Origin of the sequence: Bacteroides rodentium JCM 16496 (assembly GCF_000614125.1) — a bacterium.
Lineage (GTDB): Bacteria > Bacteroidota > Bacteroidia > Bacteroidales > Bacteroidaceae > Bacteroides > Bacteroides rodentium.
The window spans coordinates 1-26,722 of record NZ_BAKJ01000056.1 but is presented as its reverse complement, the minus strand read 5'-3'; the positions used below and the strand labels follow the sequence as shown (position 1 = coordinate 26,722).

Genomic DNA, 26,722 nt, shown 5'->3' with positions numbered 1-26,722 from the left:
ATTCTGTCTTGAACTGGCTAAGGAATTCCTTGCTTAACACTTCATCGGGCACTACTTGATTCTTTTCTTTCATAATTTTCTTCATTTTGCAAATGTATAAAATAAAATATACGAGACTCAAACTTGAATCCCGTATTTCCATTTACACAAAATATTTTATAGTGCCTGCATAATTTTGCTAAAAATGTGGGAGTTTTAGGAAAAAGAAAATCCCTGAAATGTTTAGTTTTCAGGTATTTACCAAATTTGAAGTCTTTTAAAAGTGATGCCACCAGGAATCGTGATAATTTCACAAGTGGCTGTATGTCATCACTTTTCAGAAATGCCACAAGAGTAATCTCCCCACCGTTGGACTTCTGCGTTTTGCGTGTCGTTGCAGCGGATGATTTCATGGGGTAAAGGTAGTGATTTAGTTTGAATTATTGTCTTTCAACTTCTTTATTTCTTTATCAAAATCGCTTTCCAACATATCCATTTCGCGTTTGCGGTAGATCTCAAATTCCTTTTCCGCCTTCTCAATCGCTTGCTTATGCGAGATGTTTCCCTTGCCAATCAGAACTTTCCGTTTATGGGCAATAATCTGATTATCCAGTGCTTCTATCCAGTCTTTCATTGTCATAGGATTCATTTCCAATGCTTGGAACTCTGCAAAGTCCAAGAAACCAGAAACAAGCAGATTCAGACGTTGGAGTTCAATCTCGGACAAATAGTTCTTGGCTATCTTAACATCATCTCTGGTCACATAGTTTCCCTTGAAGTTGGTCATTCCGACAAAAGGCTTTTCATTATCCACACGATTATATATAATTTCAGCAGCCGTATTCTCGTGAACGGCATAATGCAACTTGTTTTGTACAGTTGCAAAAAACATTTTTGTCATCTTGTCACGAGGATCGTAGTCTGTCGCTGTGGCATAAATGTCGGTGACTTGCTGATAGAAGTTGCGCTCGCTACTACGAATATCCCTGATACGCTGCAAAAGTTCACGGAAATAGCGATTTCCTCCTTGTTTCAATCGCTCGTCATCCATAGCAAACCCTTTTTGGATATATTCGTGAAGTCGTTGGGTTGCCCAACGACGGAAACGAGTAGCAACCTGCGACTGGACACGATACCCCAACGCTATAATCATATCAAGATTATAGTGGTCGATGTTACGTTTTACCTGACGATTGCCTTCCTGACGAACTAACAAGAATTTCTTGTTAGTTGCCTCTATAGTCAGTTCGCCATCTTTATATATGTTGTCCACATGTTGGCTGATATTCTGTTGTGTAGTACAATATATCTCAGCCAACTGATTTTGTGTCAGCCACAAATCTTCATCGGCAAAACGCACGGACACACGGGTTATCTCATTATCGTCCTGATAGAGTATGATTTTGTTTTCTTCGTTCATAACCTCATCTTTTAGTTTAATGTATTATGATTGATTACTTGAGCTTATAAACAAGTCTATTACCAAATCAACGAGCAAAGACATCCCGTGTGTCTGACTTTTTTCGTCATCTGTTCGGGCTTGTTTCAGAACCACTTTTGTAATGAAGTCATTGGCATAATGGAACATCTTTGCGGTTGGATTTGTTACTTTTTGTCCTGACAAGGAGTCTTTAATTGCTTTGCATACAATCAAGGTGTCAGCGGCTTGCTCATATAAAGGATTGTTTGGGGCACAGATTTGTGCAATTTTAATCGAATAACTGATGGCTTTCAGTAAGTCTTCACGAGAGATTTGTCTGCCGGAATTCGTGCTATAGCTGTTGCAGAGTTTTCTGTTCGGGGCATAGAAAAGTTGGCTGATGGCGTTGTTGGAGAATGTTAGCGGATACTTCTCTCTTAGTCTCTTTTCCGTTAGATTCAGATACAGAGAATTGCGATGATTCATGAATTTTGTTATCGGATTATGTATTGTATTGGCAAGTATATAGTTCACCTCATCCCGAATGTCAGGAAATAACGAGTTGATGGCGTTGATGCAAATATTTATAATAGCTTCGCAGCCTTCCTCCACGGCTTGTAACAGTTTGCTCCGCCAGTCTTCCAAGTATGTATAGTTATATTCTTGCATAGTCATATTATATTTCTTCTATTATATTCGTAAAAACATCACATATTTGCCGATTTGTCACGTATCTATAAACTTGCGGAGGAGCAAAAGACGCATCTATGCCTCTTAATTTTGATAACGGTATGGGAATAGTAAGACTTCGAACAGAATCAATCTCTATTCCGACTGCTTTTGATTTTCCAGCATAATAGTCACCAAAACTTTTTTTTATCAATACCAAGATTTTTTGAATGTGAATTCCACATTTCTTGTGGAGTAGTCACAATCACTCGTTTAATCAGTCCAAATCCGACAACAGCCTTTTGAGGTTCTGAAGCATATATGATAATATAATCGCCTGGCGATACCTTTGGCTTCAGCTTGCGCAACTCTATGCTCTTCTCTCGAGAGAGAATCTTCTGTGCATAAATGGGTTTGACGGATATGAATAAATATTTGTTATTTTTCATTTCTTAAGTTGTATATTTGTGTAAAAACCGAGGTCGGAATTTCAACAGGTGAAGCAAACGTGTTGTTCTTTCCGAGAATTTTAATCACGGCAGAATACTTAACAGGGTTCTTAAATACTTCTGTTTGGCTGAATTTCAAGGCGCGAATAGGATTGTTTATATTCTTGTCACATAAATCATATATGTGATTCCATTCATATACGCCATAATGCTTGTGCATTCTGAATAGTTCTTTTGGCAAGCCTGTGAAAACTTCGTCCAAATATGAGCATGCTACGATTGCTTTGTTGCGGATTGTACCTTTACCAGAACTGGCATACCATAATATTCTTGCTGGAAATTTTTCAGTTATTGGCTTGACATGTCGATAATATACATTCTCAACATTCCACAATTTGCTGACATTTGCACCAAATAGATTTTCTCCGGCAATACTCTTGTCAAACAATTCTCCAGCCCAATAAGGTTTGATTGGAATTATATAACAAGGGATATTAAGATCATATATCTTTAGAGGAAACAAAGTTCTTTCTATTGTAAACAAACTTGCATCCTTTCTACTATCAAGAACACTTATGTTTATGTCACGATTTTCTATGTAAGAATTTATGTCATTCTTGCAAATCACATCACAGCATACATATTTTTTATAGATACAAGATTCAAACAGAAATCCGAATTTAGCCAATATCACTTTTTGTTCTTCTGATAACTGTGACTCTGACACCAATATTTTCATTTTATTCTCTTTTATAGCCAAAGATATCATGTTTTCAATTACTCCCATAAAACAGTATGTTCTTTGGCGTATTCTTTTACTCTGATGATTGGTATGGATATATTGTCATCATTCATTGCATGGGCAAAGAACGCAATGCAATCTTCTTGGTTCTTTATGGTGTCTATCGTGTAATTTGAAGAATTTATAATACGAAAAACGAGGTTTCTGAATTCCTTCTTATCCTCATGTTCTTTGCGATGCCAAAATTCATCAATACAGACCTCTATCTCTTCGTTTGACAATTTTGATATGGTATGCAAAACAGCACCTTGAAGATTTCTTGGAGAATATGTTTCTTTATGTACCAATTTGTCTATGGTCATAATAAACTCCTGAGGGGTGATAATGTCCACATCATAAAGACTCTCTATCTTATCTTTTGCAGCAATAATTCCTTTGTCGAATGTTATGAAGTATTTTATCTCGGCAGCAATACAGGTCGCAAGCTGCTTCCTATCAGAAATATCATTGTCTGTTTTTCCTTGTATTATCACGGATAGCTCATCGGCTATTTGTTTTGCTTGTTCAACATCGTGTTTTGCTTCAACGAAGTTACTTAAGAATTGTTTTGTCCGTATTGCTCTCTGTCTATTTGTATCCCTGTCAATTTCATTATACATTTCAGGAGCATAATACAATTCCGTTTCTTCAATCAGCCAGTCTGCCATAATACACCTTGGGTCTTCGGAAGGCTCGTAAATGTTAGCCGAATCTCTTAGCTTTATGATGATGTTTGCATCCAGCAAGGCACGAATTTTTGAAGTCGTTACATCTGCTAATGAGAACAAATCTTGCCGATTGAAATCATACCACCATTTTTTGAGACTATGATTTTCTATACTGCGACTGCGCACTTCGTCTCTTGGCACAAAACCGTATTTCTTCCACACGTTAGATGCTACTTTGTAGTCATCACGGCAACTTAAAAGAATTCCATGATAATTGTATGAATTTTCATACTTCAAACGAAGTGCATCAAGCAACCGTTTGGTCAGACCTTTTCCCCTATATTTATTGTCAACACATAGATGGACAATAGATATACGTAAATATCGAGGAACTTCACGATACATTATATATCCACAGAGAGTCTCGTTATCTATAGCAATGATGATACATCGCTTCTTGGCATGATCCTCGAATCCTCCTTCGGGCATAAATCCTAAAGTGGAAGAATTCTTCTTTCCCAAGATTTTGACATCTGAGAAGAACTTGTTTTTATTATCAATAAATTCTATTGTCATCTTTCTTAATTAATATAGGATTTACGTCGGACAAACCAAAGGAAAATGTTTCAGCATCATCTTTCAATGGAGAATCTCCATCATGCTCTTCTAACCATTTCTGATATTCTGAAATATCAGGGTCAGATATACAAATGGCGTATTCTATTCCGGCAATACTCATTATAAAATATATTTCTGCTTCAACATTCTCATTTGGATAGCGTTTGTAGTTCTTAACTAAAAACTTCATTTCATGAAGTATCTCATAGAGTCTGTTTTCGTTTTGATTAAAGAAACAATCTCCTTCTGAATATATTCGACGCTGGTTGTATTGCCAATATTTACCCTTTCCATATCGGGCATACTCTCGCAAATCTTTCAATATATCAACCTCACTTCCTAATAGTTCTTGGACACACAAGTCATATTTATCTTCGCCCATATTATATAAAAAATACTCATACGCACATTTTGCAAGAAAACGAGACATTATTGTATTTGGGTATTTTGGCGCAGGAATATATGGGGCTATCATTGTTCTTGTTTTGTCGGCCTTTATCAAATTATAAAGTTCTTTATCTTCAAATGAAGCAATAAGTCCATCTTTTGTTGTTTGCATTGTAACTTCACAACTTTTTAACGCACCAGGGAATATCATTTTCTCTTTAACAAGTTTTCCTTTCTTAGTTAGGATTTCATTTCTAAATCGCATAGAAACGAAATAAGGTTGTGTTAGCAATTCCTTTTCAATTTTGATAGCAAAATAATGGTTGCATTCATCACAAATATACCCAGCTGACAAAACATGATGCTTGTTCCCTAAAGATTCTGGGATTATATGCTCTATACTTTTTGACATAGAACTATCTTTATGGCAAAATATACATATACTCATATTTTGTATTGCAAATTTATCCTTTGTGATTCCTCACATATTGTTGTATGGAATTTATAAAAAGATTGTATTAATGATATTTAATGTTTATCTTTTATGAAAATGCCATGATCTTTTACTGCATCTAAAAGATTTATCGTAGAATCACAGCCATATCTTCCACAGTAGTACCAATATGCTTCATATATAGAATCATACGTAACATTTGGACTGATGTTAATTGAAGTACCATTCTCTATTATTTTGTAAACTACACATTTTGTAAAGTATGAAATATTTTTGTTACCCTCATACTCAATGATGCTAAGTTTTTTACTTCTAATATCAATACAAATTGTTACAGGATTGCCATCATCTGCTGTTAGTTCTATACCAAGCTTAGGATTAACATCTATCTGTTTTTTATTTGTCTTTATTTGATCTAATTTTGAAAGAATTCTCATAATGGACAATATCTCACTACCATATATAGGAGAAGATACATCATAATGTGATACTGTATTTAAAAGATTATCCTTATAGATTTTCAAATCATTAAATTCATCAAATCTAATAGATTCTTTTTTGCAATAATCATTTAAATAGACAATTCTATCATTTAAAGATGTATCATCTGTTTTGCCAGTTCTTGGGTCTCTTTTCTTCAATAATGTATCTGGGTATAAATTGCTTAATATATCTTCACACCATTTTCTTAACTGTTGACCACATGCAGGATAATCATGCATTATATAATATTCTTTCGCTTTTAGCTCAGAATCTTTTTCTTCTATAAAAACGGGATAAGGCTTGCACTTCTTGAAATCTGTAGAATTGTCTCTGTCATGCATATATATACCACCACATAACCAGCCATTCTGTTGCTTTTGGGAATTGATACTTTTCTTAAAAGATGTAAATAAAAGTCTATCATGTGTAAATACATATAATTTATATTTAGGTGCAATCTTATTGAGTAAGTATTTTATAACCTTCATGCGATTACTCATATCAAGACTTATGAGCATATCGTCAAGAGCAAGAAATGAACCTGTCGTTATTGCATTTGTTGTCATCGCTGCAAATCTAACAGACAATGCGATAGCCGTTAGTTTTGCCTCATTAAAATGGGATTGTGGCTTATGGATTAGAATTCCATTTTCCTTAATTTCTATTCCAATTCTTGGAGAATACAAATCTGTCTTATCTATGATTTGGTTGTTTCTAACATTTCCATAATAGAGATAGAAATGTTCTTTCAATTTATTTTCTTGGTCATCATCACTATAATACATCAACTTTATTTCAAGAGACTTATCGTCTTCATTTTTAAAATTGTCATTATAAATAGAACTAACTTTTGTGTTTATTCTATTTATAGAACTATTTAAGTACCCATTAAAAGTACTTATTTTATTCTGAATGCTATTATCTTTCAATCCAATACCTGCATTGCAATCAGATACAATTTCATCATAAAAATCCGCTAAAAACTGGGTAGTGCCAGCTGGTATATGGAATGGAAGTATATCTTTATAAAAAACATTCCATAAATCTATCTCTTCCGAATTCCTTGCTGCATGAAAACGTGATATATATGAATGGTTTATGAATGCAGAATCTTTATTTAGCATTCTAATTTCACTCTCATCTCCTCCATTTTCTGATGATAGTCCACTATTATCCAGCCTCCAAACCTTATTATCGTCAAAAGTAATACGTATATACGGCGTGTAAGTATTGGCCTTAGCTTCATCAAATCTAAAAATATTAATTAGATGTTCATTGTTGGCAATAAAGTCTGCTCCATTAACATCGCCCGGCTTGAAATACTTGGCACCTTTATCATCTTTAAGTACACTTTGCATTAAAGCATGAATGGCATAATACAATGAAGATTTACCACTCCCGTTCTCTCCATATAAGAGCAGATTTTGGCCTGTTCCTAAACTCAACGTGAAGTTTGTGGGAAAAGCCTTAAATCCATCTATTTCTATTTGAGTTATAGTAGCCATAGTTACGACAAAATTATAGTTCTTAATGCTTTTGAATTAGAGAGCGATAATGAATTTAAATATTCAATAATGCCCGTTGAATCAATCTTCATATACAACTCCCAAATATTATTTATATTAATGAAACTCTTTTGCTTTATGCAATTTTGTAATACTGAGATTATAGATATTCCTGTCATTTCATCGGGAAGATATATTTCAAATATACACCCATCAATTAATTTCTCAAACTCTGAAGAAATATAAGAGTTCTGAACGAGTGTACTTACTCGCCCTTCCATAGTATTAAGTAAAATAATCACATCAACCAATTTTGCAATTAGTTCTTGTATATTATCAGATGGTACAGCAATAGGAATTTGTTGCAAGGGCTCTTTATCTAATTGATAGTTTATTCCCTGCATCTTTCCTTTATTTTTAAGCCAAAACTCAATTAATTTTGAGTTCAATAGACCTGTAAGATATTTCATATTAACCCTATTGGTTTTTATCACATAGAATGTTGCCGACATATAATTTTCCCCATTTGCATATGCGAAAACAGGTTTGCCTGCACATTTTCGCAGAGCCACTATTTTCTCTCCAATAAAGAAAGACTCGACTCGCGCTCGATGTAGCCCATATGGTTTGTTGTCAGATGAAATAACGTCTTTGAATCGGTCTAAATGAGCTTTTAGATGTGGATAAGAATCCATACTGTGTGAGTCTTTAAAAGCAGATGGTGTATATATTATACGCAAATCAGTAGTTCCTATGGCATATCTATTGACATTTTCTGCTGAATTATAATATGGCTTAATTAACTTTTTCTCAACCTCTGTTAATTTTAATGCGTTTACTTCGGATTTTGATAGTCCAAATATGCCTTCACCAATCGCAAATTCATATTTTTCTGATAATTTCTTGTTTATAAAGTCATAATGCGGATGTATGCCGTTGGTTAGTTCATCCCCCTTAAATAGATATTATTTTTTATATTGCAAATTCTATCTAATATGTTATCGCTTTGGCTAAAGGTAATATTTTTACCTTCAAAGTTTGCTCTTCTTATGGTTGGTGCATAGCATTCTGCTTGGTGATTTCCTTTATATGCTTTACCCAAAATAGCTATAGCTTCTTTTTCTGTTGCTTTATAAGCTGTTAATTTACGGTAATCAATTGTATAGTCATCGGTTGTTTTATCTTTTTGGAACATCATAATCATAGTTTGAATACTTGCACTTTCAAACATCATTACTGCTCCAAAATCAATTATATTGCAGATTTTGGTTTCCTTTATTACTTTATCTCTAAGTTTGCTTGCGCCAAAACTGGTAGTCCAGTTATTTGTTGCAATAAAGCATAAGACCCCTTTTGCGTTTAGAAGATCCAAGCCATTACAAGCAAATAGATACCATATATCCATCTTCCCTTTGTAATAAGGTGAGTCTTTATATGGTTCAAAAAAGATCTTTGACATACGACCTTCCTTGATATAAGGTGGATTGGCTATAATTATGTCAAAGCCTATGAATACACCCTTATCATCTAGTAGCTGCGGATACTCAAAACGCCATTCAAACGAATCTTGATATTTCTTATTATTGAGGATTTCATGTTCTTTCTCTCTCAATTTGGACAATGCTCTCTTTGCGGCTGCATAGCCAATGGGATCTTCCTCGCCTTTACGTTTACCAAATAGTGGCGTAGCTCATAGTCATAGACCTCTTTCTCCTTTTGCTGTCGTTTACGAATGTCGCCTTGTGCTAATGTCGTTTTAAAGCAGTTCTTAATATCATTGATTTTGGCTCTTAACCCAATTTTATCTGTATGTTCCTCTGTGTAATCAACTACTAATTTTTTATAGTCCTCAAGAGTGAATTTATTCCAAGTCGTATTTTCTTTTTTTGCTCTATCTTTACCTACTCGATTATATTCTTCAAATACATCTGAAATAGGCAAATCTAATGCGTAACGGTAAATTTGGGAATTGCCGCAAGTTATTTTGTAATCCAAATTTGGCAGTGCCTTGGGCTTCTCTGCATCAACAACCAGTGCTAACCAAAAGCGTAAACGTGCGATGTCAACAGCCCCCTGCTCAATATCAACACCAAAAATATTATTTTGGATAATATCTCGTTTTGCTTGAGTTGAATTAAAGTTACCATGAGGATCTGCATGTGAATGCAAATGATGTATTGCGTGATACAATACATAAAGGATACCCATAGGAAATGCCCCCGAACCTATGGCAGGGTCACACACTTTAACCTCTTTGAGCAACCGGGTAAATCGTATCGCTATGTTCTTGTTTTGGAGTATAGGATTCACTATGCCATCATTTATAAGTTGTTCAATTGCTTCAGCATATTGCTCTGATGGTTCATGGGTTTTGAGGTATTGTATCACACTCTGGCGACACATATATTGTACAATCTCCTTGGGGGTATAAAAGGCACCTTTGTCCTTGTTATCTTCCAAAAGATTTTCAAAAATATGTCCCAACATTTCAGGGTCTATGCCGACTTCGCTATCTTCGGGGTCATTTTCATCAATAGTGAAATTATACATGGCAAAGAAGTCCATTAATTCCTTGAAATAGGAATATGGAAAATCGATGGTTAGGTTATCTATATTGTCAGGTTCAAAAAGGCCTCCGTTAAGATATGGAATCCCCTCAAACTCCGTTAGAAGCGATATATTCCATCCTTTTTTTATAAATAATGCTTCACGCTCCTCTGGTTTGGTATTTAAAACGCCAAAGAACAATGGCTCCAAAACATCGCTTAACAATCTATTGTTATCAAGATATTTTTCTACAAGTTTGGCAAAATAATTTTTATCTCCATTTTCCCATTTGGTGCTTGATGCAGGCACACCCATCCAACCCTTCTTTTGCAAGAATTGCAAGAATACCAAACGACCTAATAGTTTCTTGACATAATCACGGTGTTGTTTTGTATTTGTAAGTGTGTCAACAAATCTCTTGTATTGATTTTTGTAACCATTAAAGAAATCTTTGTTGAGACGCTCAACAGAGAATGCTTCCGTTACATCATCCAAATATACTGAGCCTCTCTTATTCTTATTAATCAGTTCTATCAATCGATTAGCAGCTGTCGTGCATGGTTCACTTTCGCCTAACAAGAAAGTATATCTTTTGGGAGCTGTTTCTTTGATGCTTAAATTCCCTTCGGAATCAAAGACTGTTTGTTTAGAAACAAATGTCAAACGATATTCTGTTTGGATACCAGAATAATATAAGACAAGTGCTCCATTTATAATATCTTGGTCAACATATTTAGCCGCAATTTCTCGTAAGCCTTTTCGGTTACGAGAAATATGTATATTGTCAGCAACCTCAAACTTGAATAACCCTAATGAGCGTCCATCATTTAAATGTATCACTCCAATTTGGCCTCCATTTTTTACAAGATTATTATCAACGGACGTTTCTTTTGCCAGATAGTCAATCTTTGGGAACATCTGGGCAAGAATGTTTTTCCATTCGTTGAAGTCGAACGGTGCGGATAATTTATGTTTCAAATCTGTCTGGTTCATTGCTCTGCTTTGTTAAATGTTGAAACTTTCTGAGATAATAATCTCAGGGTGCAACTCTTTCTTTTGTTTTACATTTACTGTCTGTTGGATGTTGTCATACATCTTTACGCTTTCAAGCGGATAGACAGTAATTATTTTCATTAACTGCTCCAACAACACGACGGGATTTATCGGTGTCTTTTTTGTCGCGTTGCGGAGTTTGTTCACGTCGCGCTGCAATTGTTGGAACTTGCCTGTCGTTATGGCTCGTTTCGCTTTTCCTATCAAATCGCGCTCTTCGTCAGTTATATTTGCAATGCTGAAGAAACCATCAAGATAGGCAATCGCTTTTTTCTCGTTTGGACCTTGTGTCGGATTCACTTTGTTCACTGTCGCCTTATCTTCCTCTTCTTTTTCCGAGAAAACTTCAAGTGCTTTCGCAACTTGTTCATGGTGCTTGTCGTGCAATGGAATCGACTTTTCCTCCAAACGCGCTTCAAATTCTTTTACGGCCTCCAAGAATGTGAGTTCTTCAATGGTTCCGTCTTCACGAATGAAAGTGAAAGCGTCTCTGCGTTTGTTACGGATGAAGGTGATGGTACTCTTGGGAATGAGTTTGTTTTTTCGTCCTACTCTCGCACGCATTGGCAGTTTGTTGATACGTTTTATCAGTTCCGGATTTTCTTCTTTGAGTTGTCTGAGCCACATCAAATAACGCAGCTTCTCGTCTCGTTCCTCATCAACATTTTTGTCGAAAAGTCCAAAACTTTCCGGGTTCTCATCGGTTGAATATATTTGGCTGTCTTCTCCCAAAGCGGCGTGGAAGGCAAAAAGCTTCATTTTTGCCTTTTTCTCCAGTTCGATGTCGTTATTGACTTTGGCTGTAGGGAAAAAGTTGAAGATGTGTACTTCTTTGGCAAGGCTGCCAATACGATTGACACGACCGATACGTTGCATCAGTCTTGTTGAGTTCCAAGGTGTATCGTAATTCACAATCACATTGGCACGATGTAAGTTTACGCCTTCAGCCAACACTTCGGTGCATATTACTATGTTGTAGTCGTTCTTTTTTTCGCCTTTATAGTTTGCATCGAAGTTTGCTTCCAGAATCGGCATTTTGTCGTTGCGGTTGTCGCTGTAGATGGTCAAGATTCTGTCAAAGCCTTTGCCTTTCAGTGTCTCAGAAAGATATTTTGTCGTTTCCTTACTTTCGGAAAATACCACAAGTTTTCCTTCCTGATTGATGGACTTGTCGAATAGAATTCCATTTAGATAATCAGTGATGAAAAGTTCCAGCTTTGGGTCTGAGGTTATTTTGTCCCAGTCGGAAACCAGCTCCGATAACAACTTGTCATCGTGTTCAAGTCCCGACTTGAATTTCTCGTCAAAGTCCTCTGGCGTGCAAACCTCAATCGTAGGGTCGGTATATTTCGCTTCTTCAATCAATTTTATAAGTTCCTCTTCTTTGCCTTCGAGTAGATATTCGTTGACTTTCAGATTCGGAGCGATATAGATTGTTCCGTTCTCAAACATGGCAAGCATAACCTTGTTGGCATCGAAGTATCGGCGCAACGATTGCTTGAAAGCGAAGAAACTGCTGTCTATTCTCTTTACGAGCAAGGTCTTCATGATGCTTGCCAACTGCATAGAAATCATGTCAGCTTTCTTGTACTTCTTTTTCTTATCCTCGTTCAGATACTTTATAGCCTGATAACGATAATATTTCAGTCCGCTTCCCTTGTCGCTAAGATATTTGATAGTTTTGTCATACAATGCCTCTAACTCTGCATCCAACTGATAGTAAATCTTGTGCGGAGCCTTGACATTAGGGAAATGAACTTCTTGTTCTTCCAAATCTTTCCGATAAGCATCGTTTTCCATTAGGTCGGTACGGGTTCGTCGTACTGTCAATGGTTCGACAACCTTTGTACGAATCTTCTCGTAGATGATTTTTATCTGCAGTGATATATCTGCAATGTCACTCTGCTGTTTGAGTTTCTTGTATTGGTCAATTTGTTCCCGGAAGAAACGTTGTAAGTTGCCTTCTTCCAAAGTGCTGTCTTTGGAATCTTGAAAAAGATAAACAAGGTTGGCGATGTCTTCGGGCTTGTTGTTCAAAGGTGTTGCCGAAACAAGAATGATCTTCTTGTCGTGATCACTTCCATCGCTGTGTCGGCATTGGGTCTTGCATAGCTTCTGAAGCTCGTTATACATAGATGCCGTATCACTTCTGAATTTGTGTGCTTCATCCACTATCACCAAATCGTAAAGGGCAGGATTCTTTATCTTGTGCAAACTGCCATTATTCACGATGGTATAATTGTCCAACTTAAATTCATCAAGTGTGCGTTCCCAACCGTCTCTTAATGCAGGAGGAACGACAATCAGTGTATGAGAGCGGTGCGTTGGGAAACCATTTGCGAAGAAAAATTTTTTCGCTATGAGAGCTGACACAATGGTTTTTCCCAATCCGACAACATCCGAAAGAAAAAAACCGTTGTATTTCATCATCTTCGAGTATCCATCGTTCACAGCATCTATCTGATATGACAGTTTCTTGTAACCTTTCGGCAAGTCGGAAACAGAATTGGGGTCAAAGTCAATGCTCTTCCCAAAATACTCTAACAAGAATTTCAAATAAACTTCGTAAGGTGTGAAGTCTGGATTCAAGTAAGATTCTTTCTTTATTCTGTCAATATGGGTCAAATCAATCTCCACTGCTTCTTTCCACAATCTTTCAAATGTTTCTGTTGCAAACAGAATATCATCATCATAACGCAGTTCTACATTGAACTCGAAGTTCTTTTCAAGTCCAGCCTCGGTAAGATTGCTTGATCCGGTAATCACCGAACCATAGCCGTGTGGATGGTATTCCTCTTCGCGGAAGATATAGATCTTTGCATGAATGTTTTGTTTGGGATGTATGCGCATGATTATTTTACCAGTCATTATGTCTTCAATAAACTGGCACATCCCTTCCTCGACCTCTTTGTCGTATTTTGCTTCTTGGATATTGTTTTTTATTTCGTTGAAAAATTCTTCTTGCGTCTGCTTTTCGTTGGGATTGAACAATAATCCTTGTTGATTAGCTTCATACGTCAATTTATCCACATTGATGCCAACAAGAAAGCGAATTTTCGGAGTCTGCTTAATGAATTTCCTGATTCTAAAATACCCGGAAGCTCTAAAATACCCTACAAGTGCATCAAAAAAATGCACTTTCTTATACTTGAAAACGCCTTCTATTTTTTCAAGAAGGGTATTTTCTTTTTCATTGGTGAAAAAATTTGTTCCCATAGTCAAGCGTCTTTCAAGGTATTTATTAAATCTTTAGGTTCCACATTTAAAACAGTTGCAATCTTAACAAGCATTTCTAATGATGGTTGTGAAGTATTGGAACACCATCGAGAAATGGTAGCTTCATTCTTTTGGAGTTGTTCTGCCAACCATTTCCCTGTTCTGTTTTGTTCAACCAAGACTACTTTTATTCTATTTATTCTTTCTGGTTCCATACTTGTTTTGTTTTAGAGAATAGCAATAAATTGACTATATCTGCAAAGGTAGTGATAATTTCTGAAAAATAAATATGATTCTAAGGTAAATATCACTCATACTTTAGGAAAACTGGGGCAGCGGAGCAAGGCGCATCATGGATGCTTGTAAAGCACAAGGTGTGGAAGCACCTATATGGTGTTCAGACGGTGGTTTTGTGACCATTACTTTCAAACGACCTGATTTCAAATCCGATACAATAAGGACTGACAATAAGGACAAGTATCCCCTAAGTACCCCTCAAGTAGAATTACTCATTCAGAAAATGGGCTATTCTTATATGACTATGAGGGATATGGCGGATGTATGTGATATTAAAGACCTAAAGTATTTCCGTGAGAGTTATATCACTCCTGCATTGGAAGAAGGATTGATCGAACGGCTTTGCCCAAACCAACCCAAGCACCCGAAACAACAATATAGATTGACAGAAGTGGCTAAAGAATGGTTGACGGGGAAGAACCAATAAAATCATTGCCATATAACCGCATCGGAATGATTGCCCTATTCCGATGCGGTTTTTTAATTGTTCTGATACACGTTTGACGGTATCGCAAGTTAATGGCTGTCATATTGTTGTGGCAGTTGTTGCCATTTAGCCTCCATTGCTCTTGAAAGCTCCACAATCTGACGGCTCAGTTTCACGAGTTCGATGGTGTGTTGCGTCAGTTGGTAGAGCAATGCCATCGCCTTTTTTTCGGAGAAATGCAGCCTCAGTTCCTTCACGACTTGATTGTAGTTCGTACCCACAGCGCGGAACTGCGCGTGAAAATCCGACAGTTTGGTGTAGCAGTCCACCAGCGTCTTGTCAACCTTCAGCGCCTTGAACGGCTGTCCGAAGAAGTGCGTTTTGAGGAAAACCGACCGTGCATAGACACCCAATTTTTCGAACATGGCGAGGAAACGGTTGTGCTCCTCTTCGTTGAAACGGACGGTGTAACGGTACACCGCCGGATCAAGTTTGGGATTTCTCCCTGCTTTTCTTTTCTTTTTCTCTTTCATATTACTTTGGATTTAGCGGATTGACGGCATAAGCCGCCGCTTCGGGTCACAGCACCGCAGTTCTGAAAGGCTTCCCGACTTCGGAGGGGAAGCCCACCCTCTGCAAGGTCAAGTGCTTTTCGTGGCTGCTCAAAATATTTTGAGCGGCTGAAAAGACATCTTGCTGTGTCATTGAGGACACAAAAAACCTCCGACTGTCGGATTGGGGGATACCTTTCAGGACATCGGCTGCGCCGCCATCAAGCCTCCTATTGTCCGGGGACAAAGTTACGCCCTTAAAGCGGTATCGGACAGATGCTTGACCCGGTCAATGAGTGCCAATCTGCGCAACATGCCGCCACTTGCTTGGGAAGTGATACAAGTTCCAAAATATACTTGTTTATTTGCAGTATGATTCAAGAAACGAACAATTTGAAGATATGAGAAAAGGAACATTCAAATACCCGGACAACCGCTTCGGCGGACACTTGCCGAAACGGATACCCGGACCGTCGGAACCCCGATTATCCGACAATTCGGTGACGTACGGATTCAATGATTTCATGACGCAATGTCGTCATTCATTGCTTATCTGCAACATCACTTTGGCACTGAACCTAATAGACGGCAATCTGCCTATAGGTGTAATCAAGGAAACAGATCTTGCAATCCACATGGAAAACTGAAATCATCAACTATTAAAACAGACAATATGGAAATCGTATCAATCGAAAGAAAGACCTTTGAGGAACTGGTCGCCAAATTCGACCGCTTCGTCAGTCGGATGGATGGCATCTGCCGCAGACACGGCGAAAAGAAAATGAACGAGTGGATGGACAATCAGAACGTGTGCAGGATGCTCGATATCAGCACACGAACTTGCAAACGCTTCGGGACAACGGGACGTTGGGGTATAGCCAAATTAACCATAATATATTACCGCCCCGAAGATGTGCAGCGTATCATGTCGGTAGTGGAAAGCAAGCGAAAGAAGAAAAACGCAATACCATCTGGCCGTCATACAGAGTAATGAAAATCAACCCCACTAAATCCAGAGTAATATGAACGAACTGATTAACAAAGACAACGAGTGGATAATCCACTTTATGGGCAGTCTCGACCGTTTGCTTGACAACGTAGAGCATCTGACCGCTAACTATCACCCGACACTGAACGGGGAGCGTTTCTTCACCGACAAGGAGGTGTCGGCACGTTTGAAGGTGAGCCGCCGGACGCTTCAGGACTACCGCAACGAGGGGTGTATCGCCTACATCCAATTAGGTGGCAAAATCCTCTATCGTGAATCCGACATCGAAAGGATGCTGGCTGACAGCTACCGTTCCGCTTACAGACTGACGGCAACCTGATTTTCTTGAAGGAGCGCAGTTTGCCGTCTGCCCTATGTTTGCGGCAGCAATGGAACTTCGGCAAAAAAAGGAACGGCTTACGGATGAAGCATCAATGTTTAGCTTCGTCTGTAAGCCGTTCCTTCTCTTTCTTCTGATTTTCCCGTCAGTCGCTTGTTTCCGTTGCCGGATGCCCAAAATGCGCGTGGTTGGCAGGGGCAAGGTTTTCGGGCTGAATACGCTCAAACCCGTTTGAGGAAGATTCCGCCCGAAACGGCTCTGCCGCCCGACCTTGCCAATGCCGTTAGAGCCATGCGCTACCTTTGCATCCGAGCATCGGGAACTGGTGGCTGACGAGATGAACCTCAACTATACCATAGGTTGCCACCCTTACCGTAAGAGAAGAACAATGTGACCGGATTTCCCGTCTTGATGGTGCAGATTTCATTTATTACAAACCGCCTGAACAGGATACTTTCTTTACTACATATCCTGAATGCAACGGCTATAACCATTTCAATGTTATAAACATCATAACTGATGCCGTCCGATTGCTTTATATACTTCATCGAATCACATTCATTCAAATCCTTATTCTTATATATAGCATGAATCGCCTTGCGAATGTCGCAGGAGAATACCCCGAACAGGTCGGCTATCTCAAACTTGGTCATCCATACAGATGCTGTAGGTATGATTACTGCACCCGTTTCACTGATTGTGATTACTCCTCTGTTCATAATCAAATACTTTTTGATAAGACACTTTTCACATTCATCATGTCTTTGAGGATGGAAGAATCCAACACACGAGCATAGTGCTGCGTCATTTTTATGTTGGAATGACCAAGCATCTTCGCCACATTCTCATGCTTACACCATTGGCGAGGCACACGGAGGTCGCATACGAGTGCCGGGCCGTGTGGAAAGTGATAGGCTGTGCAAGGAAAAGCGGACAGGTGAAGATAAAACGTAAACCGTTTGAAATGAGCATTGTTTCGGTATTCTGCCAAGTGAAGAAAATGCAAATGACAACGAAATATTGAGGTTGTTCAGTTACCAAAACGTTAGCCGCCCTGTTACCGAAACGGACAGTGGTAACGGAATGAAGTAAGATGAAGTCCGCACCGTTTCGTTTGCGCTCATACACAATATTTTGCATATCAAGGAACGCTTATATGGCAAGTAAATTTGCACAACCCAAATATAAGCGTTATGAAAGTAGAAAAATTCAAGGTGCTGCTCTACCTCAAAAAGAGCGGACTGGACAAGTCGGGCAAAGCCCGATAATGGGAAGGATTACGGTAAACCGCACGATGGCGCAGTTCGGATGCAAGCTGTCCTGTACGCCCGAACTGTGGAATCCCCGTGAGAGTCGTCTGAACGGGAAGAGCCGCGAGGCGGTGGAGACTAATGCCAAGATTGAAAAGCTATTGTTGGCGATAAACACCGCATTCGACAGCCTTGTGGGGCGTAAGGTCGATTTTGATGCCACCGATGTGAAAGACCTTTTTCAAGGCAGCATGGAAACACAGATGACGCTCATGAAAATGACAGACGCGGTATGTGACGATATCAAGGCTCGTATCGGTATAGACCGCGCGAAAGGAACTTACCCTGCCTATCACTATATGCGGCTGACACTCGGAGAATTCATTGAAACCAAGTACAAGGTCAAGGATTTGGCTTTTGGGCAATTGACGGAACAGTTCATCCACGAATATCAGGCTTTCGCGACAGAAGAGAAGGGATATGCTATAGATACAGTCCGCCACCATCTTGCCGTCTTGAAGAAAATTTGCCGCCTCGCCTACAAGAAAGGGTATTCGGAAAAATGCCATTTCCAGCATTTTGCCCTGCCCCAGCAATCGGAAAGGACTCCACGGGCATTAAGCCGCGAATCGTTCGAGAAAATCCGTGACGTGGAAATACCAGCTTACAGAAAATCCCACATGCTTGCGCGTGACCTTTTCCTGTTTGCCTGCTATACGGGCGTGTCATACGCCGATGTGGTTTCCATTACAAACGAGAACCTGTACACGGATGAGGACGGAGCGTTATGGCTGAAATACCGCAGAAAGAAAAACGAGCATCGGGCGAGTGTGAAACTCCTTCCCGAAGCGTTGGCACTTATCAATAAGTATCACAGTGAGTACAGGGAAACCTTGTTCCCTTTGCTTCGCTGGTCAAATCTCAGAAGGCATATGAAAGCGTTGGCGGCATTGGCAGGAATTAAGGATGACTTGTGCTACCATCAGGCAAGGCATAGCTTCGCCTCGCTGATAACGCTTGAAGCCGGAGTGCCGATTGAGACCATCAGCAGGATGTTGGGACATTCAGATATTTCCACGACTCAGGTTTATGCCCGTGTCAGTCCGAAAAAACTTTTCGAGGACATGGACAAGTTCATAAAAGCTACAAAAGATTTTCAATTAACCCTTTAACACCGAACATACAATATGCGAAGCACATTTTCACTATTGCCCTACATCAACCGCAGCAAGGTAAAGGCTGACGGTACGACTACTGTCCTGTGCCGTATAACCATCGACGGGAAGCAGGCGGTCATAAGCACAGGCATTTATTGCCGTCCTGAAGATTGGAACGGCAAGAAGAACGAAATAAAAACCGTAAGGGAGAACAACCGCTTACGTGAATACCTACGTCTGACGGAGGATGCCTATAATGAGATACTGAAATCGCAAGGTGTGGTCAGTGCGGAGATACTGAAGAACTATATCACTTTGAATAATATCCATCCGACTACCCTCCTGCAAATGGGCGAATGGGAACGGGAGCGGTTGAGGAAACATTCCGAGGAAATAGATTCCATATCTTCCTACCGCCACTCAATGTATTACCAAAAGTACCTGATTGACTATCTCACGTCTTTCGGGAAAAAGGACATTGCCCTTGAAGAAGTGACGGAAGATTTCGGTAAGTCCTACAAGGCGTATCTGAAAAAGTGCAAGAATTTCGGGGCATCCCAGACCAACAAATGTATGTGCTGGCTGAACCGTCTGCTGTATCTTGCCGTGGACAGGGATATTATCCGTGTGAACCCTTGCGAGGATTTGGAATATGAACCGAAGCCGGAGGCAAAACACAAGTATATCAGCCGTGAGGAGTTCAAGAGAATCCTTGCCACCCCGATGTATGACAAGCGTCAGGAACTTGCGAGGCGGGCTTTCATTTTTTCCACACTGACCGGGTTGGCGTATGTGGACATAAAGCTCCTGCATCCGCACCATATCAGACGTAATGCGGAGGGCAAGCGGTATATCCGCATCAACCGCAAGAAGACGAATGTGGAGGCATTCGTGCCTCTGCATCCCATAGCGGAACAGATATTGTCACTATACAACACAACCGACGATGAACAGCCCGTGTTCCCTCTTCCCAGCCGTGATGCCCTCTGGTTTGATATCCACGAGATGGGCGTTATCATAGGGAAAGAGGATAACTTGTCCTATCATCAAAGTCGGCACAGCTTCGGAACATTCCTAATTTCGGCGGATATACCTATCGAGAGTATTGCCAAGATGATGGGGCATTCCAATATTCGGACGACACAGGGTTACGCACGGATAACCGATGATAAAATCTCGAAGGACATGGACAAACTGATGGAACGCAGAAAGATACAATCTACCGGCGAAAAGACAGACAGCAATAAGTAAAACAGTATCAATTCAGTACATTATGGACAGAGGAATAATAACAATCAGTGAAACGGGTACGGTCACTATGCCGACTGTATCCGTGTGGATGACGCAGTTCGAGATAGCCGATTTATTCGGGGTGTTTTCATGTGATATTCGCAAAGCGATTCATTCCATCTACAAAACAAGGAACTGAATGAACTTAATACAATGAAGTATCTCAGGCAAGCGAATGGAATCAATTATGACGTTTACAGCCTTGAAATGATTGTAGCCATAGCATTCAGAATATGCAGTAAAGAGAGTATCCTGTTCAGACGATTTGTAATAAATGAAATCAGTGGCACTAAGAGAGGAACTCCGGTTACATTGCTTGTTTCCTGTGGCAGGGATAACAACCGATGGTATAATTGAAGTTCATTCCGTCAGTCACCAGTTCCCGATGCTCGGATGCAAAGGTAGCGCATGGCACTGATGGCAGCGGCAAGGTCGGGCGGCAAAGCCGTTTCGGGCAGAATCTTCCTCCTGTGGAGCGTATTCAGCCCGAAAACCTTGCCTCTGCCTGCCATACGCTTGAAGGGCATCCGGTAACGGAAACAAGCGACTGACGGAAAAATCAGAAGACAGGAAAAAAGGAACGGCTTACAGACGAAACAGAATTTTGACGCTTCATCCGTAAGCCGTTCCCTTTTTCTTTTGCCGGAAGTCCATTGCTGGCGCAATCACTGGGCAAACGGCAAACTGCGCTCCTTCAAGAAAATCACGTGCCTGTCAGCCGATAAGCGGAGCGGTAGCCGTCATTTAGCATCTTCTCTATATCGGATTCACGATAGAGGATTTTTCCGCCCAACTGGATATAGGCTATCCGTCCCTCGTTGCGGTAGTCCTGAAGTGTCCGGCGGCTCACTTTCAACCGTGCCGATACTTCCTTGTCTGTGAAGAAACGTTCGCCGCCCAGTGTCGGGCGATAGTTGGCGGTCAGATGCTCGAAGCCGTCCAGCAGACGGTCAAGGCTGCCCATGAAGTGGATTATCCACTCGCTGTCCTTGTTAATCAGTTCATTCATGTTACTTTGGATTTAGTGGGTATTGTTAGTTTACTTCGTTCATTTCATCAAGTTTATATCGTCCTTCCTTTGAACTTTGCTTCTTTTCGCCTGTCCTCCACAACAGAGATGATACGCTGCACGTCTTCGGGACGGTAGTACGTCTTGTGGTTTATCTGCGAGTAGGCCAGCGTGCCGTTGTCCCGCAGGGTCTGCAACGTGCGCGGACTGATGTTGAGCATCCGGCACACGTCCTGATTGTCCATCCACTCGCCCATTGTCTTCTCTCCGTGCCGCAGGCAGATGGCATCCATGCGACGGACGAAACGGTCGAACTTGGCGACCATCGCTTCAAAAGTCTTTCTTTCAATAGATACGATTTCCATATACTTCATTTTTGTTGTTATTGCTTCTTTTCGCTGCAAAGAAAAGGGTAAACCTTTACAAAACAATGGATTTTCCAGAACTGGCAGCTTGTGGCACAACGATGTAGCGGTTGTCTCCGGTAATAATGGTTGTATAGCCATAATATACACTCACCCCACTGATTGCCGTATCCATACTATAATGGATAGGAAAGGACTACCATTGCCGTATTCTTTGCAAGGCGAAACAAACCGTTCGCAGGGTTGGAAATAAGCCCTTATTTCTATTTCGCATCATACTCCGTCTGATCCAAACAATCCGGCAAATCGGTGAAGTCTGCGCCACCGTTTCCATCACCATAAAGCAAAACCTCACAAAATTGTCTGAGAGAATCCAAGTTGTTGACTGACTGTACTAAAACGTCTTACTTTGCTTGCAACAATCGGTCGAGGTACTGACCAAGACCACAGTAATAACTTAATCAACCTGTTTTATGACAATGAAAAGAGAACCAAGTATCAGTGAGCAGCAGGCTCGTGAAATCGTGGAAAGAATGGGACGCAGGGAATCCCGCAGTGAGAAGTCTATGGACGACTTCTACAGGAACATCGGTCTGGATCCGGAACAGCTGGCACAACCCAGCAAGACCGTCATGAAAAAAGCGGAAACAGCGACGGTGGATGAACCGTCAGGCGAAACACCTGAAGATATGGTAGTGCCGCAGAAGCGTGTCAGCAGCAAGCAACGCAGGCTGTCACTGGACGAGTACCGTACCGCTTACCTGCAAGTTCCTAAGATAACCGACCGCAAGCCTGTGTTCGTCAGCGGTGAGGTGCGTGACCGGCTGGATGGGATTGTCCGCCGTCTCGGCGGGCGTGGCATGAGCGCATCGGGACTTATTGAGAATCTCGCCCGCCTGCACCTTGAAACCTACCGGGAGGACATCGAGCAGTGGCGCAAACTCTGAGTGGATTACGGTAAAACCGGTCAAGTCAGTGGATACACTCCATCGGCTTGACCGATATTCCAAATGAGTTATTATACTCACAAATCAATCCGACAGGCGGAGGATTCCTGTGTCTTCAAAGACACAGCAAGATATATTTTCAGTTACTCCGGTTGATTCCGGTAACTGAAAATTCTTGCACTGCCGTGGGCAGAATTATCCTCCGCAGTCGGATAATTTCCAAGTTTTTTAATCAGAGATTAGACTATGGATGACCCATTAAATTGAAAAAGATAGGATGAAAAAGAACAGCAAGTACGGGAGGAATCCCATATTAAATCCGAAGAAGCACTGTGTGATGGTGCGCTTTGACGATGCGGAATGGAACAAGTTCCTCACGATGTATGAGGAATCACAGGTGTACGCGAAAGCCGTCTTCTTGAAGGCTCACTTCTTCGGGCAGAAGTTTAAGGTGCTGAAGGTGGACAAGGCTATGTTGGAATACTGCACCAGACTGTCCGACTTTCACGCCCAGTTCCGAGCCATCGGCACGAACTACAACCAAGTCGTGAAGGAATTGCGTTGCCATTTCTCAGAGAAGAAGGCGATGGCATTGCTATACAAGTTGGAGAAGCAGACTATCGACCTTGTGAAACTGAGCCGGAAGATTGTGGAGCTTTCGAGGGAAATGTATGCCAAGTGGGAACAACAGAAGGAATAATTCCATCGCTCACTGGAGAAGCATCGCAGATACACAATCCTGCTAATGAACGAATTACATCGGGAGATTTCATCGCTGACCATATCATTATCGGGCAACCAGTATTATATGCGAAAGACAAAAACCGTCCCAAAAGTATGAAAATATAGAACTTTAATTGATTTGAAAAGCCATTTGGAGTGGACTTTGCTCTGAATGGCTTTATTTCTCAACAGAATTAAGGACTGTTCGGATTAAAATGCTTAACTTTGCAAATGGTTGTAGCGCAGTTATATCAAACAATTAAGAATGGCAGACTTTAACCCGTATATAGATAAGATTGATATGGACTTTTGGCGCGAACTTTGCGCTAAAGAGGGGAAGTTATGCCTTTATAAAAAGGGTGATTATTTTCTTCATTGTGGAGATATAACAAGAAATGTATGGGGATTTATCAAAAAAGGATATTTCAAATACTCCGTGACCGATTCAGAAGGTAATACACATATAACCGGTTTTTCATTTTGCGACACGCCATTGGGTGACTATTCAAGTCTTGTATTGAAAACTCCAGCCGTTACTGATATTATAGCGGCTACAGATGCGGAAGTATTGGTTTGTAACCGCAATATTGTTGATGAACTCTTTGAAAAAGACTTTAAGTTACATTGTGTCATATCAGACGGATTTTTTCACCAGACATATGATAGGTTTTTGAATCTGTATCGCCAATCTGCGAAGGAACGTTATATTCATATATTAGAATATTGTCCTAATATTCTTCAAAATATAACGCTCAAAGAATTGGCATCATATCTGCAAATCACACCGACATACCTTAGCCGCATTCGCAAAGAAATTACTTTTGAAAAATAGAGCAGATGAAAAGCAAGGCTAATTTTAACCCATATATAGATAAGATAGACCTGAATTTTTGGCGTGAACTTTGCGTCAAAGAGGGTAAACTTTGCCATTATAAAAAGGGAGAGTATTTTCTTCATCGCAGAGAAACACCTAAGTATTTCGGTTTCATTACATCCGGTGCTTTTAAATATACTATCATTGATACTGATGGAAATGAACATATCACGGGGCTTGCATTGTGCGATACTTTAGCCGGAGACTTCTATAGTTCCATTCGGAAGGAATCGTCATTGGTGGCTCTTCAAGCGATAACCGATTCAGACGTATGGGTTTGTAGCACTAATCTTTTTAGACAAATACTGAAAGAAAATATAGAATTACGTTGCGTTATGGCAGAAGAGTTATTTCGGCAAACTCATGACAGATACCTCAATCTTTATCGGCAATCTCCCAAAGAACGGTATTGGGAGTTGATAAGATGCTGTCCTAATATATTGCAAGATATTACGCTCAAAGAACTTGCCTCCTATCTGCAAATTACGCCGACCTACCTTAGCCGTATCCGCAAAGAAATTACTTTTGGCAAGGAATAATACTCTTAAATAAGTGCCCGTAATGCAACTCTCAAAATAGTTTGAGAGTTGTTTTGTTTTATACCTGTAATTTTGCAGAAATATTCAATCATAAAGGTATGAAACATATTTTGTTTACCATATTTATATTTGTAAGTGGGATTGAGATGTACTCGCAAACCCGATCCCAACTGACAGGAGAGATTTATACTACGGAGAATACCCCCGTCGCTGATGCGGTTGTGATTCTAAAAGATTCATTAGTTAATACAACAGCGTATAACATCGTATATTCTGATAGTTTAGGGCGATTTTCTGTCCTCGCTCCAAATGCACGTGCCAACCAATTGCTCATTAGTTGTTTGGGATATAAACAAACTATATGTCCTTTATCTACAAGTATAAACCATTTGCAAATTATTCTGAAAGAAGATAATAGCATAAAATTGGATGAAGTAATTGTAAAAGGAATAAGACAACGGACCAAAGTGGAAAGCGACAGATTGGTATATAATATGGATGCCAACCCATTCAGCGATGACAATGCTTTGGAGGCTTTTAAGTACGTTCCTTTCGTAGCTTCAGATGGGCAACACTTTTCTATCATCGGAAAAAGTGAAACGAAAATTTATGTGAATGGTAGAGAAAAGAAACTTGCTCCAGATGCTGTAGGTGATTATTTGAAGGGGCTTTCCGCTGATCGAATAAAAAGCATAGAGGTCATCCACTCTCCAAATAGTTCGTTTCGGGGAGAAGGAAATTTTGGTATTATCAACATCCTGTTGAAGCAGAAGGAGGATGAAGGCTTACAAGGCTCATTGTCCGCACAAGTATGGCGAACACACTACATGAAAGAGCGCGGCAATCTAAATCTAATGTATCACAAGAATAAATTGGCACTGAATTGCATGGTCGGTTTTTCTAATCAAAGCGACTGGAAGAAAGATGAAACGGAAAGTTTTCTAAAAGAAACTACCACAGCAGTATGGCAGAAAAGCAAAATAACAGGCTTTACCCGACGTGCAAATGGAACCATAGATTGGTCATACCAGCTCTCCGGCAAGGACGAGTTAGGAGGTAACCTCAATTTCTCTTATTCCAAACTTGACTGGACTGATAAAGGACGGTTAAAACAAACGGATGCGGATAAGGAAGACATGTTGAGCGTACAACATAATAACGATTTGGGACGCGACAGAACGGATGCGGGCATTAATCTATTTTACCAACATCGTTTCAACCAACAGGGACAAGTGTTGAATATTGATTTCGATTACATCTATAGCCGGAACAAACAGTTTGTATGGAATCGTATGGACAATTTGGATGATAACCTGCAATATCTCTCGCCTTATAACTATTATCAGGAGATTGTACCTCAAAGCAGTAATATATGGTCAAGCAAAATAGAATATAGGCAAAACGTAGGTAACAATCAATTAATGGCTGGTTTAGATAGCTATTATTCAAAGATTGACAATAAAGACACTTTCATGCAAGGTACAGATGACGGCTATGTAGAAGATAAAAAACAAAACAGTCACTTTGCATTGGAAGAATGGACTTCTGCCTTGTTTGCCAGTTGGAAAAGAGAATGGATTTCCGGTTTTTCAACCCGTTTGGGCTGCAGATTGGAATATACTGACTATACTACCCGACAATACTCATTGCAGGAGAAATCGAAGAATGATTTTGTAAGGGTATTGCCGAATTTATATATCAACTACCGGTTATCACCCGATCATGTGTTCTCATAC

At 40.0% G+C, this 26,722-nt stretch carries 25 protein-coding genes and 5 pseudogenes; 12 read left to right on the top strand and 18 right to left on the bottom strand.

The genetic code is table 11. From position 1 onward, the window contains the following. Positions 1 to 409 precede the first annotated feature (409 nt). From JCM16496_RS18220 to JCM16496_RS18175, 12 genes are all read right to left on the bottom strand, one after another. Entirely contained in the window at positions 410 to 1,399 is a 990-nt protein-coding gene (locus tag JCM16496_RS18220; RefSeq protein WP_025836029.1) for a virulence RhuM family protein, read from the bottom strand. 24 nt (positions 1,400 to 1,423) lie between these two features. After that, positions 1,424 to 2,068 (bottom strand): hypothetical protein, encoded by a 645-nt coding sequence (locus JCM16496_RS18215; RefSeq protein ID WP_128809721.1) that lies wholly within the window; start codon positions 2,066 to 2,068, stop codon positions 1,424 to 1,426. A gap of 191 nt (positions 2,069 to 2,259) precedes the next feature. Further along, positions 2,260 to 2,517 carry an ASCH domain-containing protein gene (locus JCM16496_RS18210; protein ID WP_025836026.1) on the bottom strand — a complete coding sequence of 86 codons (258 nt, stop codon included), beginning with the start codon at positions 2,515 to 2,517 and terminating at the stop codon, positions 2,260 to 2,262. Next, entirely contained in the window at positions 2,507 to 3,304 is a 798-nt protein-coding gene (locus JCM16496_RS18205; protein WP_025836025.1) for a hypothetical protein, read from the bottom strand. The genes JCM16496_RS18210 and JCM16496_RS18205 overlap by 11 nt, the downstream gene beginning before the upstream one ends. Further along, entirely contained in the window at positions 3,295 to 4,542 is a 1,248-nt protein-coding gene (locus JCM16496_RS18200) for a GNAT family N-acetyltransferase (RefSeq protein ID WP_025836024.1), read from the bottom strand. The genes JCM16496_RS18205 and JCM16496_RS18200 overlap by 10 nt, the downstream gene beginning before the upstream one ends. Next, entirely contained in the window at positions 4,523 to 5,419 is an 897-nt protein-coding gene (locus tag JCM16496_RS18195) for an HNH endonuclease (protein ID WP_128809720.1), read from the bottom strand. The genes JCM16496_RS18200 and JCM16496_RS18195 overlap by 20 nt, the downstream gene beginning before the upstream one ends. 80 nt (positions 5,420 to 5,499) lie before the next feature. Further along, entirely contained in the window at positions 5,500 to 7,413 is a 1,914-nt protein-coding gene (locus tag JCM16496_RS18190; protein WP_025836020.1) for an AAA family ATPase, read from the bottom strand. A 2-nt stretch (positions 7,414 to 7,415) separates the two neighbouring features. After that, entirely contained in the window at positions 7,416 to 8,153 is a 738-nt protein-coding gene (locus JCM16496_RS24310; RefSeq protein ID WP_244440484.1) for a TaqI-like C-terminal specificity domain-containing protein, read from the bottom strand. A 200-nt stretch (positions 8,154 to 8,353) separates the two neighbouring features. After that, the gene (locus JCM16496_RS24305; protein ID WP_244440483.1) at positions 8,354 to 9,025 is read right to left on the bottom strand and encodes an Eco57I restriction-modification methylase domain-containing protein; all 672 of its coding nucleotides are present in this window, start codon (positions 9,023 to 9,025) and stop codon (positions 8,354 to 8,356) included. Beyond that, on the bottom strand, positions 9,022 to 10,953 hold the full coding sequence (locus tag JCM16496_RS24300; RefSeq protein ID WP_244440482.1) for a DNA methyltransferase family protein: 1,932 nt from the start codon (positions 10,951 to 10,953) through the stop codon (positions 9,022 to 9,024). The genes JCM16496_RS24305 and JCM16496_RS24300 overlap by 4 nt, the downstream gene beginning before the upstream one ends. Before the next feature lie 12 nt (positions 10,954 to 10,965). Then, positions 10,966 to 14,229: a helicase-related protein gene (locus JCM16496_RS18180; protein WP_025836018.1), complete on the bottom strand. Its 3,264-nt coding sequence runs from the start codon at positions 14,227 to 14,229 to the stop codon at positions 10,966 to 10,968. 2 nt (positions 14,230 to 14,231) lie between these two features. Next, the gene (locus JCM16496_RS18175; RefSeq protein ID WP_025836016.1) at positions 14,232 to 14,444 is read right to left on the bottom strand and encodes a helix-turn-helix transcriptional regulator; all 213 of its coding nucleotides are present in this window, start codon (positions 14,442 to 14,444) and stop codon (positions 14,232 to 14,234) included. A gap of 137 nt (positions 14,445 to 14,581) precedes the next feature. Here JCM16496_RS18175 and JCM16496_RS18170 point away from each other — a divergent pair, with 137 nt between their 5' ends. Next, positions 14,582 to 14,953, top strand: coding sequence for a Fic family protein (locus JCM16496_RS18170; protein ID WP_025836015.1), 372 nt, complete (start codon positions 14,582 to 14,584; stop codon positions 14,951 to 14,953). A gap of 89 nt (positions 14,954 to 15,042) precedes the next feature. Here the strand turns inward: JCM16496_RS18170 and mobA (JCM16496_RS18165) are convergent, their stop codons facing one another. Further along, complete coding sequence (mobA, locus tag JCM16496_RS18165; protein WP_025836014.1) at positions 15,043 to 15,486, bottom strand: conjugal transfer protein MobA; 444 nt, start codon at positions 15,484 to 15,486, stop codon at positions 15,043 to 15,045. Between the two features lie 419 nt (positions 15,487 to 15,905). On the opposite strand from mobA (JCM16496_RS18165), the pseudogene JCM16496_RS24295 reads away from it, so the two are divergent. The 3 genes and pseudogenes from JCM16496_RS24295 to JCM16496_RS18150 all read left to right on the top strand — a co-directional run. Continuing rightward, positions 15,906 to 16,050 (top strand): annotated as a pseudogene (locus tag JCM16496_RS24295) (ParA family protein); the annotation flags it as partial. Positions 16,051 to 16,177: 127 nt separating this feature from the next. After that, positions 16,178 to 16,495, top strand: a pseudogene (locus JCM16496_RS18155) (helix-turn-helix domain-containing protein). A gap of 31 nt (positions 16,496 to 16,526) precedes the next feature. Beyond that, a complete protein-coding gene (locus JCM16496_RS18150) occupies positions 16,527 to 16,832 on the top strand; it encodes a helix-turn-helix domain-containing protein (RefSeq protein WP_025836011.1) in 306 nt (101 codons plus the stop codon). Positions 16,833 to 17,176: 344 nt separating this feature from the next. Here JCM16496_RS18150 and JCM16496_RS18140 read toward each other — a convergent pair whose 3' ends face one another. Both JCM16496_RS18140 and JCM16496_RS24290 read right to left on the bottom strand, forming a co-directional pair. After that, entirely contained in the window at positions 17,177 to 17,551 is a 375-nt protein-coding gene (locus JCM16496_RS18140; RefSeq protein WP_025836008.1) for a virulence RhuM family protein, read from the bottom strand. A gap of 2 nt (positions 17,552 to 17,553) precedes the next feature. Continuing rightward, a pseudogene (locus tag JCM16496_RS24290) lies at positions 17,554 to 17,744 on the bottom strand (tyrosine-type recombinase/integrase); the annotation flags it as partial. Between the two features lie 281 nt (positions 17,745 to 18,025). On the opposite strand from JCM16496_RS24290, the pseudogene JCM16496_RS18130 reads away from it, so the two are divergent. The 3 genes and pseudogenes from JCM16496_RS18130 to JCM16496_RS22285 all read left to right on the top strand — a co-directional run bounded on the left by JCM16496_RS18130 (position 18,026) and on the right by JCM16496_RS22285 (position 20,886). Further along, positions 18,026 to 19,254: pseudogene (locus JCM16496_RS18130) on the top strand (tyrosine-type recombinase/integrase). Between the two features lie 15 nt (positions 19,255 to 19,269). After that, positions 19,270 to 20,490: a site-specific integrase gene (locus JCM16496_RS18125; RefSeq protein ID WP_025836006.1), complete on the top strand. Its 1,221-nt coding sequence runs from the start codon at positions 19,270 to 19,272 to the stop codon at positions 20,488 to 20,490. Positions 20,491 to 20,512: 22 nt separating this feature from the next. Beyond that, positions 20,513 to 20,886, top strand: a pseudogene (locus tag JCM16496_RS22285) (virulence RhuM family protein). Positions 20,887 to 20,897: 11 nt separating this feature from the next. Here the strand turns inward: JCM16496_RS22285 and JCM16496_RS23105 are convergent. The 3 genes from JCM16496_RS23105 to JCM16496_RS18110 form a co-directional block, all read right to left on the bottom strand. Further along, entirely contained in the window at positions 20,898 to 21,041 is a 144-nt protein-coding gene (locus tag JCM16496_RS23105; protein WP_209441637.1) for a hypothetical protein, read from the bottom strand. A 191-nt stretch (positions 21,042 to 21,232) separates the two neighbouring features. After that, positions 21,233 to 21,538 carry a helix-turn-helix domain-containing protein gene (locus JCM16496_RS18115; protein ID WP_025836003.1) on the bottom strand — a complete coding sequence of 102 codons (306 nt, stop codon included), beginning with the start codon at positions 21,536 to 21,538 and terminating at the stop codon, positions 21,233 to 21,235. A 53-nt stretch (positions 21,539 to 21,591) separates the two neighbouring features. Then, the gene (locus tag JCM16496_RS18110; protein ID WP_025836002.1) at positions 21,592 to 21,903 is read right to left on the bottom strand and encodes a helix-turn-helix domain-containing protein; all 312 of its coding nucleotides are present in this window, start codon (positions 21,901 to 21,903) and stop codon (positions 21,592 to 21,594) included. Positions 21,904 to 22,382: 479 nt separating this feature from the next. Between JCM16496_RS18110 and JCM16496_RS18105 the strand changes: the two genes are divergently transcribed. The 5 genes from JCM16496_RS18105 to JCM16496_RS18085 form a co-directional block, all read left to right on the top strand. Next, the gene (locus JCM16496_RS18105) at positions 22,383 to 22,850 is read left to right on the top strand and encodes a DUF3408 domain-containing protein (protein ID WP_025836000.1); all 468 of its coding nucleotides are present in this window, start codon (positions 22,383 to 22,385) and stop codon (positions 22,848 to 22,850) included. A gap of 277 nt (positions 22,851 to 23,127) precedes the next feature. Beyond that, on the top strand, positions 23,128 to 23,550 hold the full coding sequence (gene mobA, locus JCM16496_RS18100) for a conjugal transfer protein MobA (protein WP_025835998.1): 423 nt from the start codon (positions 23,128 to 23,130) through the stop codon (positions 23,548 to 23,550). A 288-nt stretch (positions 23,551 to 23,838) separates the two neighbouring features. Continuing rightward, entirely contained in the window at positions 23,839 to 24,405 is a 567-nt protein-coding gene (locus tag JCM16496_RS18095) for a Crp/Fnr family transcriptional regulator (protein ID WP_025835997.1), read from the top strand. Positions 24,406 to 24,410: 5 nt separating this feature from the next. Further along, positions 24,411 to 24,986, top strand: a complete 576-nt coding sequence (locus tag JCM16496_RS18090) for a Crp/Fnr family transcriptional regulator (RefSeq protein ID WP_025835995.1) — start codon at positions 24,411 to 24,413, stop codon at positions 24,984 to 24,986. A gap of 98 nt (positions 24,987 to 25,084) precedes the next feature. Further along, positions 25,085 to 26,722: outer membrane beta-barrel protein (locus tag JCM16496_RS18085; RefSeq protein ID WP_025835992.1), on the top strand; the 1,638-nt coding region annotated here is incomplete at its 3' end.

Coding starts and splice junctions, on each gene's coding strand:
- JCM16496_RS18220 (WP_025836029.1), bottom strand. CDS start 1,399: ATGAACGAAGAAAACAAAATCATACTCTATCAGGACGATAATGAGATA.
- JCM16496_RS18215 (WP_128809721.1), bottom strand. CDS start 2,068: ATGCAAGAATATAACTATACATACTTGGAAGACTGGCGGAGCAAACTG.
- JCM16496_RS18210 (WP_025836026.1), bottom strand. CDS start 2,517: ATGAAAAATAACAAATATTTATTCATATCCGTCAAACCCATTTATGCA.
- JCM16496_RS18205 (WP_025836025.1), bottom strand. CDS start 3,304: ATGGGAGTAATTGAAAACATGATATCTTTGGCTATAAAAGAGAATAAA.
- JCM16496_RS18200 (WP_025836024.1), bottom strand. CDS start 4,542: ATGACAATAGAATTTATTGATAATAAAAACAAGTTCTTCTCAGATGTC.
- JCM16496_RS18195 (WP_128809720.1), bottom strand. CDS start 5,419: ATGAGTATATGTATATTTTGCCATAAAGATAGTTCTATGTCAAAAAGT.
- JCM16496_RS18190 (WP_025836020.1), bottom strand. CDS start 7,413: ATGGCTACTATAACTCAAATAGAAATAGATGGATTTAAGGCTTTTCCC.
- JCM16496_RS24300 (WP_244440482.1), bottom strand. CDS start 10,953: ATGAACCAGACAGATTTGAAACATAAATTATCCGCACCGTTCGACTTC.
- JCM16496_RS18180 (WP_025836018.1), bottom strand. CDS start 14,229: ATGGGAACAAATTTTTTCACCAATGAAAAAGAAAATACCCTTCTTGAA.
- JCM16496_RS18175 (WP_025836016.1), bottom strand. CDS start 14,444: ATGGAACCAGAAAGAATAAATAGAATAAAAGTAGTCTTGGTTGAACAA.
- JCM16496_RS18170 (WP_025836015.1), top strand. CDS start 14,582: ATGGATGCTTGTAAAGCACAAGGTGTGGAAGCACCTATATGGTGTTCA.
- mobA (WP_025836014.1), bottom strand. CDS start 15,486: ATGAAAGAGAAAAAGAAAAGAAAAGCAGGGAGAAATCCCAAACTTGAT.
- JCM16496_RS18150 (WP_025836011.1), top strand. CDS start 16,527: ATGAACGAACTGATTAACAAAGACAACGAGTGGATAATCCACTTTATG.
- JCM16496_RS18140 (WP_025836008.1), bottom strand. CDS start 17,551: ATGAACAGAGGAGTAATCACAATCAGTGAAACGGGTGCAGTAATCATA.
- JCM16496_RS18125 (WP_025836006.1), top strand. CDS start 19,270: ATGCGAAGCACATTTTCACTATTGCCCTACATCAACCGCAGCAAGGTA.
- JCM16496_RS23105 (WP_209441637.1), bottom strand. CDS start 21,041: ATGGCAGGCAGAGGCAAGGTTTTCGGGCTGAATACGCTCCACAGGAGG.
- JCM16496_RS18115 (WP_025836003.1), bottom strand. CDS start 21,538: ATGAATGAACTGATTAACAAGGACAGCGAGTGGATAATCCACTTCATG.
- JCM16496_RS18110 (WP_025836002.1), bottom strand. CDS start 21,903: ATGGAAATCGTATCTATTGAAAGAAAGACTTTTGAAGCGATGGTCGCC.
- JCM16496_RS18105 (WP_025836000.1), top strand. CDS start 22,383: ATGAAAAGAGAACCAAGTATCAGTGAGCAGCAGGCTCGTGAAATCGTG.
- mobA (WP_025835998.1), top strand. CDS start 23,128: ATGAAAAAGAACAGCAAGTACGGGAGGAATCCCATATTAAATCCGAAG.
- JCM16496_RS18095 (WP_025835997.1), top strand. CDS start 23,839: ATGGCAGACTTTAACCCGTATATAGATAAGATTGATATGGACTTTTGG.
- JCM16496_RS18090 (WP_025835995.1), top strand. CDS start 24,411: ATGAAAAGCAAGGCTAATTTTAACCCATATATAGATAAGATAGACCTG.